This window comes from Vibrio sp. Vb0888 (assembly GCF_033338835.1).
In the GTDB taxonomy this organism is placed as follows: domain Bacteria; phylum Pseudomonadota; class Gammaproteobacteria; order Enterobacterales; family Vibrionaceae; genus Vibrio; species Vibrio alginolyticus.
Genome location: NZ_JAWOTL010000001.1, coordinates 492,213 through 501,194, shown reverse-complemented (window position 1 = coordinate 501,194; position 8,982 = coordinate 492,213). Strand labels below are relative to the sequence as shown.

4 protein-coding genes are annotated in these 8,982 nt (G+C 42.3%); all 4 read left to right on the top strand.

Features of this window, described 5'->3' with window-relative positions; all coding sequences use genetic code 11:
* Positions 1–451: hypothetical protein (locus R7P72_RS02180; RefSeq protein ID WP_318110369.1), on the top strand; the 451-nt coding region annotated here is incomplete at its 5' end.
* A gap of 767 nt (positions 452–1,218) precedes the next feature.
* Positions 1,219–2,970 carry a hypothetical protein gene (locus tag R7P72_RS02175; protein ID WP_005373425.1) on the top strand — a complete coding sequence of 584 codons (1,752 nt, stop codon included), beginning with the start codon at positions 1,219–1,221 and terminating at the stop codon, positions 2,968–2,970.
* 72 nt (positions 2,971–3,042) lie between these two features.
* Positions 3,043–4,170, top strand: coding sequence for a hypothetical protein (locus tag R7P72_RS02170; RefSeq protein WP_005373423.1), 1,128 nt, complete (start codon positions 3,043–3,045; stop codon positions 4,168–4,170).
* Positions 4,167–8,912, top strand: coding sequence for an OmpA family protein (locus R7P72_RS02165; protein WP_213906992.1), 4,746 nt, complete (start codon positions 4,167–4,169; stop codon positions 8,910–8,912). Before R7P72_RS02170 ends, R7P72_RS02165 begins: the two co-directional genes overlap by 4 nt.
* The last annotated feature ends 70 nt before the right edge of the window (positions 8,913–8,982 follow it).

The following is an 8,982-nucleotide window of genomic DNA, read 5'->3' as shown; positions in this document are numbered from 1 at the left end:
AGAGCTGAATGTGGCGTTGCTTGTTCGTGACTACCAAGACTTATCAGGAAATACCGGTAGCCAGAACACGGCTTACTCCATGCCAATTACACCGACAATACACCTAGACGTTATCAACGATGTTACTGGAGTGGAAAGCGTGACAGTAAGTGGTAGCAGTGAACGGTTTGAAGATGGTGAGTTCATAGATATTAAAGCAGTCGACGCTGATGGTACAGAAGCCACAGGCATGGCTACCGTGCTTTCAGACTCATGGACAACTGATTTAGATCTTTCAGGACTGAAGGAGGGGGTAGTGACGATTTATGTAAATGGTACCAATAAGCTTTCCGCCTCTGCCGAAGAGGCTCAAGCAACATTTAACTATGATCGTTTCGCAAGTACAGCCTCCTTAGGTGCTGTTTACAACCGATATTTTAGTGAGAACAAAACTTTAAAAAATGCGGCATAAATAAAGCGAGCGTTTAGCTCGCTTTATTTCTTTGGGATTTTTTGTGATATTTATCAAAATAATTGCCTTTATTGATAAGTTACTCGAATTAATGAATCGTCTTAATACAAGGCTGAATAACTATAATAACTAGGCCAATGTTGCTTTTAGGTGTGTATGAAGTGATTGTGATGGTCGCTCGGCAGGTGCTGTGGTGAATGTGTCGCGTTGAAAATCTTTTTAAATATTATATATTTACGCTCGTTTCTATACTCTGAGTATAGTGTTCTGCATGAGGTCGATGGGTAATACCTCGCCTCTTTAACTCGCGATGAAGCAAATTTAATCCTAGCAAGCTTCAGAGCAGTTACTTTTGTGAGTGCGTAATGCGCTCACCTTTTTATTTAAACTTCCTCAGTAACAGTCAATTTGTTGTTTGTTGCTGAGGAGGGCACCTCATAAACTTCTGAATTTCCTCGTGCTTACCTGAAGCGCACGTGACTACAATTTTTGTTAACTTCAGTCCATAAATTAAATTTTTTTAGATAGTAAGATTTTACCATTTTGACAGAGTGGGTGATGTTACTGGCTTTTATTGTGGTTAAATCGCATGTTTTAATAGTAAAAGTCGCCATTTTTTTGGTGTTTTTGATTTCGGGCGATTTTTCTATCTCGTTGAAAATAAATGGCTAAGTAAGTAGGATACGCAGACCAAATCGTACTTGTAAGCCTTATCAGCTTAATTGTCACCGCAGCCATATTTACGATGTTGGTTGTGGAGAATTCAAATGCATTTAGTTTGCAAATTTATACCTAGCTCGAAGCTATCCTCCAACGAGCTATCTTATGTTCTTACACCGGACGAGTGTATAGGACAGCTTTCGCGTTTGCGAAATTCAGATGACATCCTTAGAAACCTCCCTAAAGAATTGGCGCAAAAGATTTCCATCTCTGCCAAAAACACGACCAGCGCATTGCTAGCTGCGATAAGAATCGAATTGGGGAAAGGCAATTGGGTGTCATTATCTACCGTTGCTCGTCGTTCGCCATTGACGGACTCTCAGCTGCAAAGCTTCCCTAGACTTAAATCACTCGTTGACTCTGTATCTGCTTCGAATGAAAGCAAAGCTTTTAAAGCAGGATACAAGCAGGTTACCGACGATGTTGCTTTAGTTCGTAGTTACACGCATGTCCCCTCTGAGCCAAGCCCAGATCAAAAAATCGTTGTCGAGTTTGCAGGGCAGTGGTCTAGCAACGCGGCATGTTTGATGTTGGGAAAAACCGAAGCTCAAAAAGAAAAAGTGACTGTAGGCAAGGCTGATACAGAAAACAAACACCGCAGCCTCGCGATATTTAAAGATCTCGAAGCTGAGGGCAAAACGCTCTATATCAAAATCCCTTGCACTGACCAGCCTCAGCCAATTTTGCTTAAACTCGCCGAAGACCTGCAACCCGTTGATAAAGAAACTCAAATGGATGAGTGGGATAACGTGTTGGTGCCTGTGGTTCCGCTGCACTTCCCTGGTAGCGATAAATCAGATGAAGCTGCAGAAGTGTTTAAATCAGGCTACGTGTATGTTGTTTGGAACAATAAAATTTGGCGCGAAGTGGCAATTACGGAAAATGGTTACTTTTCAGATACGGACATTAATAGTGTTCGTGAAGGCTCTAGACCCAAAAGGCACGCCGATATCTATATGACCAATCCTGAAACAGGCGGTGTTTTCGCTTATGAGCCTTTCCAAATCGTGCAGAACGGCAAGGTGGTAAGTGAAGGCTCTTTGAATGGCTCTGGAGAGGCTCGAGTGTTCAACTTAGTTGAGGAAGAAGTTGAGATAGTCATGACAGGCTATGAGCCACAAATCAAAGAAAAGATTGAAACAAATTTGAGCCCTATTAATGCTTCTAGCCCAGTGGAGCGGAGCGCGCAAGGTTACCCTCTCCCGCATATATGGCTTCCTTACAAGATTAAAGGTGAGCCTCAAGAAGTATATTTGGCTTATAACAGTAAACGATTGAGCGAGAGTGAACTATCTCAACTAGAAAGTGATCCCGGAACCAAGGCCATAAAAGTCACTGATCTTAACCATTATAGCAGTGAGAAAAGCTTTAAAATTGGAGACGGTTCTGTTCGTCTGCTCTCAGTATTACCAAGTGCTGCGACCTCAAAACCTGAAAAATACGCAATGTTACGAAGCCAGCTAAATAAAAATGTAGCGGTCGTGTATTTACTTAAATCTGTCGAGATAGTTTTCGAATATCCGGGCTATACGACGCTGGACGAGTCAGATGATTACTTTGAGTTAAGGCAAAGCGATGGTGATTGGTCGCAGCGAGTGTGCTTGCGCCAATGTATAAAAAAAGAGAATGGTTCTAGGTTGATTCGTTTTACTGGTTGGCCTGCAGAGGTTAAAGAAGTGGATCTTCTCCGTGGTTATCAGGGCAATAGTCATCACGGAAGAGATAATAAAACGGTCATTTTTGCTCAAACACCCATTGCGGATTTACTGGCTTATAAGAAAAAAGATCAGCCAAGTTAACAAAACAACTTATTCGGGTTGCGTTGTCACATTATTAAACGCGATCGAGAAAGATAACGAAGAGAATATAAGATGAACCTACGTCATACATTATGCTTGATTACCTTAGCGGTCTTATCTGGTTGTAATCAAGAATCAGCCAAGGAACCAGAACAACACGCGCCAAAACCTCAGACGGTTCAAGACCGAATCGCAGAAAAAAATGCTCAACAGTGGGAAGATGGTCGTGTTTATATTACAGAAAACAATTACGTTATTTATGACAAAGAGACGGGTAAACCTAAACACTTTATTTTTAAAGCTAAAGAATGGCCACGTGAAGATCTCACCAATGAAAGCTCTTATGATTTACCACGTGTAGTGTTTCGTTGGGATAACGCCCGAAATGAAGCGAAAGACCACTATGATCAAAGGGATAAAGTGTGGAGTATCAAAACGGATGGGACGGACTTGCGTCTGGTAGCAGATGAGTTTGTTGGCAAAGTTCGTCTAATGCGTGTCTCTCCAAATAATCGCTACTTGGCTTTGGCCTATTCGGCCTCAGAAGGGATGTTTAAAGTAATTAAAGATCTTAAGACGGGTGAGTATATTGAACTAGGTCGTTCACGTGGCTACCCAGAGTTTCTATGGGCAGAAGACAGCAGCTATCTTTACTACGTAGACAAGTTTAAAGACTGGAAGTACACCTTAGCGACAGGCGACAAACAGCAAGTAGACACAGAGTTTAATGAGTATTCCGTGATTCAAAAAGGAAAAAGATACGTACTAAACGACTTTGGCGTTGCAGTTTATGATGAGGCAAAAGACGAATTTCTCTTTAGCACGGGAATTAATCCTGATGAACAAAATCTGGGAGATTATAAGTTTAACAAACGTAGTATTAGTCCAGACGGTAAGTACGCTTGGGGTGAAAGTAGGAAGTTTCGTTATCTAATTGATATCGAGCAGGATTTATTTCAACAAGAAGAAATTGTACCGCGAGCGGTAGGTAAACTGCGCTATTTTGAAATTTTGAGTAAAGATGCGAATTATGCTCGGGATGGAGCGGCGCGGGCCATCCTCAGTAAACTAAAAGAAAATAAAGAATTTGGTTCTTATTTAAAATGGGAGCAAATAGGGACGGGTCATAGTGCCAGTAACTCTTCTCTTTACAACGCCTTTGCCAACAATGGTGATTTTGTTAAAGGGGATGAACTGTGAGCACTCATGATACCAGTAACGCGATACCTTTGTGTGCAAATTACTATTTGTTTGGTGTTTATTATGAGGGGGAATTTAACTCTCAAACTAAAACAACTGAATTCCCATCTTGGCATTCAGAGGAAAGCTTGGTAAGAAAACAAATCGCTAATATTCGCCCTTTAGCGAAAGTGCCGATGCTTAACGTCACTGATAGCGATAGCCCTAAGCTTTGGGCTACCGACCATAAATTTAAGTTATGTTCACTGGGTAACGGAAAGCCCGATCAATATGGGGCTTTTGAGGTCCTGACACCAGAGCACACAATTCATGCGTTAGGTAGGGATCTACCCAAAGAGGGTGAGCAGACCTTCACTTTCCGCTTTCCGCCCTTGCCTTTAATAGCTTCACTTTCTGAGTTAAACCCCAAAGAGTTAGCTACAAAAGTTGCAGAGTTGAGTAGCCAGTTGGAAAACAGCGAAGCAAAACTCACCTTGACAGAGGTCAGCATTGAACAATTGGCTAAGCCTTACGAACCAGCTGCGAACGGGGGGCTCAGCGAAGAACAGGCAGAATATAATAAGTGGTATGAAGATGTAAGTGAATCGGGAGAGACACTAAAAGGCTTCGTTTTACCTGTTGTGGCGAGTTGCGCGGTGGTTTTTTCTGATCAAGGCTATGAAAGTGCGACGGTTACTTTGCAAAAGTTTGACTCAACCAAAGAAGGTGGGGAATACAAAACGATAGGCTCTTCAGTACAAGCGGCATTACCTGAAGATGAGCTTTCAGAAGAAAATGCTAAGCAATATCCATGCGCGATGTTTCACGTTGATCCTGCTGATTTTAAAGAAGGCTTATACAGTATCCGTGTCGAATTTATTCCAAGCCAGATGAAAAATGGTGTTCCACAGTTCATTAAAGACGCTCATATTCAGCAATTTTCTGAAGGCTTAGATACAGTCTATACTTACGAGCTACGTGAACAGATTACCTTTTCTTCAAGCACTCCGTTAGGGAAATTTGCCATTGTCAGTGGCGATATGATCTCCCTTGAGGAATCCTTGATTTATCAATACCCTCAGTACTTTGGAAATATGAAACATTACCTTCACGGTAATGTACAAGGTGTAACAGCCAATACGCCAGCTTCAAGGAGTATTGCGTTACTCAAGAATATCCGAGATGTGTCTGCTCAGCTAGGAGCAGGGCTGCTGAGCGGTAGCTTGCAAGACACTTTAGACCGTGATGGCCGCCAAGCGGTGTTTAATAACGTCTCGAAACTGTATTGGGATGCAGTTAAGTCCGAGATGCCGCCTGCGATGAAAGCGGCGGGCGAATTGTATTACGGTATTTACAGTACGAAAGAAGCGCTTGATAAGTTGCAGGAACTCCACACTCCAACTATCGCGGGTGTTGGTTGGAAGGCGCTATTTCACGATAAGGTTTTTAACACCAATGAAGCTCGGTCAAGCGCACTTGCACTTTCTTTAGAATCACGTCTGGGTAACCGACGTGTGGTTGCCGGGCGAGTTGCGGAAGCTTGGCTTTCTGGTGGTAAAACCGTTGGTTTTAATGGCTTCGGAACGGGATTGACAGCACTTAGTTTGTATAAAAAAGCTAAACAGCTGGTTAATCAAAATAAAAAGGTTGATAAAGCAGAGCAAGGAACAGAAGAAGTTACAAAAGACTACCTTGCTCAAATTCCAGTTTGGAAGACAGCTAACCATATCCAGGAAGAAAAACTAGAACAGGCTTTAAAAGATGCGCGTGATCAATCTGGCAATCAGATTGACGCCATTCTCGTAAATAGCTCTAGAGGCGCAGGAATAAAAATAGAATTTGCCTTTAACTCGCGTGAAAAAGAGTTAAAGGATCATGCACCTATATTTAAACAGCTTGCTGCTTCTCTTGCCAACGTTTTAGAGAATGAGCCAAACCTTAGAGTAGAGATAGAAGGGCATGCTTGCCAAGTCGGTACCGAGAAAGCAAATATGCAGGTCTCGGCAGAGCGCGCAGAATATGCGAAAAAGCTGCTCATGAAGGAGTTCCCTGTTTTTGAAGGTCGTGTTTCGGTAGCCGCTTTTGGTGAAAGTAAACCTGTCTATGTTCCCAAACAAGGTGAAAAAGTCGACCGCAACAACCCTAATCTAAGACAAAACCGTCGGGTTGTAATCCGTATTTACCTGCAATCCCTGAACATATTCTTTCACCCCAGTCGCTATGGCTCGCATGCAATGGAACGCTCTAGGCTTGCTCTAGAAGCTGAGATGGTTGCGCAAGATAAAGCAGAAGTCGCACTGCGAATGGCGATTTTTGACAGTGTCGTTGACGTCGCTTCCTATATTCCTGCTATAGCTCCTGCGGCAAGAGGGTTTATGCTTGCCATAGAGGGTTCAAAGACAGCAATATCTGCGGTGAAAGTGATTGATAGTTTAATGTTGGACTCCTTCCTAGAAGAGTTAAAGCAAAGCCATGAGGTTGTCAGTGAGCTTGAAAGGCTGGCAAAAATACATATCGAGTTACTTAACGATTTGCGACGCAGTAAGGTAGATGTAGGTATTGAATGTAGGTCTTATCAGGAACTCATTACTCACCTTGAGAGCGAAGAAGTTCGTAAGGAGGTGTTAAAACGCTACCAACTACGAGCGCTTGCTATTAATGGCTTAGTGTTATTACTCGCTGACCTAGGATCTCAAACCAAACGGAATTCTAATATCTCGTTTAGGTTTTTGGTTGAGCGTTACAAGGTGAAGGAATACATTGAGAACTACATTTTGAGCGATGATTGGTCTGTACATACGATCAAAGGAAACACCTTAGCGGCTAACTGGAAGAACCGTTGTGATAACGAGTACTACACCGAATTATCGACAAAGATGCCACAAGGTGCGCAGCATTGGCCTGCTCCAATAACAACTAATAGCAAAGTTTCTCATCTCTCTATAACCGAAAACAGGGATAGCTTTAAAGCGTCAGGTGCATTTAATCAAATCTTCCCGATACAAACCATGTTGTTTGAACACCCAAATGAAACGATGTTTGATAACTTTACCGAGTCATTTAACCCGCAGGGAAGTGAGTTAAAGAAAGATGAAATCGGTTATTGTCGAATACTTGTTCAGTCAGCTCGTTATACTGAAAGTGATGAACCAGAATGGATGTCATATGATAGTTGGATTCAGCAATCTAGCAACAGTCGCCTAGGTCCATACGATAAAGTGAAAGTGCAGTTGATACTTAAAAAAGAACACAAGTATGCGAAGCCAGTTACGATTGGCTACGATCGCGTTGACGGGCTCGAAAATATTAAAGGCCCAGCTTTCAGTGACTGGATGCTGCCAATGAAGGTTAGTGACTTCAAAACTGATCCTGATGGGCGAATAAGTGCTTTTTACAAGCAACAGGGGATTGATGACGGCGCTACGTTGATTGCTATTGAGCATATTCCCTCATTCCGCTTCGGTGATGTGATGATCGACGGTATGAAACCAATGACCTCTAAAGCAAAGCTAATGTTCTCTGATGCAATGTTCAGTATGGCCGTTTCCGGAGCAGCGATATCGGGTCAGCCAAGCGACTATTTTGCAGAAGCGGATTCCTTTAAGCGCTATGTAAAAGGCGGAGGCTTCCAAAATATGCGTTACTGCTTGGGAATTAGAACAAATCAAGGGCAACATAGTTTTTATTTACCACAAGAGTACAGTCTGGGGCAGAAGTTTGATGATGCTGAAGATGAGTTGCAAATTGGCGCTTTAAGTACAGAAACTAGACTGGTTTTGCTTGATACCTACTTGGGAGAGCAGCAACTGCGTCTACGTGAACAGGACCTTATGGTAGAGAGCTTTACCTTAATGGCCGGTGAGGGAGACAAAAATACCATCCCTATACTTCATGGCATTAAACAGCAATTGGTGGCTATAGACACCAAAGCGTCTGGTTTGAACTTTTTCAGTGAAAGAAAGTGGTACCAATCGGCTGATAATATCTGGCGTGATGGTTTCTCATGGGGAAACAAAAAGAAAGACGATCCTGCCAGTATTTATGTACTGATTTTGGGTGAGAGTCATGAAAAAGCACTTTATGAACGTTTGGGTATGCCGTGGGAAGCAGTGAATATGTGTATTCAACTGGCGCTCGACGGAAATGATGGCAAGCCAGTTAAAGGTCCTCTTTACTTCACCGATATGTATCATATTGGTGAGTTTGCCTATAAAAACGAAGAATGGATGTTTACTGAATCTATTTCAGAAAACCATCGAGAACAAGTTGATGCCATGAGTGAGTTTATAGGTGAAGCTGTAGGTAGTCTCACTAAAGAGAATGAACTATCTAAGAGCAAAAACTATACGATGTACTGCATGAGGTTTAACTTGGAATATGTTGCACCAACGGGAGTTAGGTTAAAAGGTCTAAGACCGTTTGGTGGTGTAATTGGTGGTAAAGCGAACTTGGAGCTTTCGGTTGCTCATCTAAAACAAGTCGGATTAAATGGAGCTGATGACTATGATATTGGTCGTGATGCTGTAATTTCTATTCCTTCTTTAAATGCGGATAGTGCTTTGGCTGGTAATTTCTTTAGTGATATGCCTTGGTTAATTGAGAAAGAGTCGACAGAGGAAGGCGTAGACAAGTCTGCGGCTGAAACTTGGAAGCAGTATAACGAATCTCAACGCAAGAAATGGTTGAAAGATTGGATTGAGAAACAACCTGCGGTAACTCAAGCACCCAAGCCCTTGGAAAAGTCACTTGATAACCCTTCCTAGATGCAAAAAAACCGCCTTCGGGCGGTTTTTCTTTTCTTATGACTTCATACTGAATTTAGAATTTTCTTTT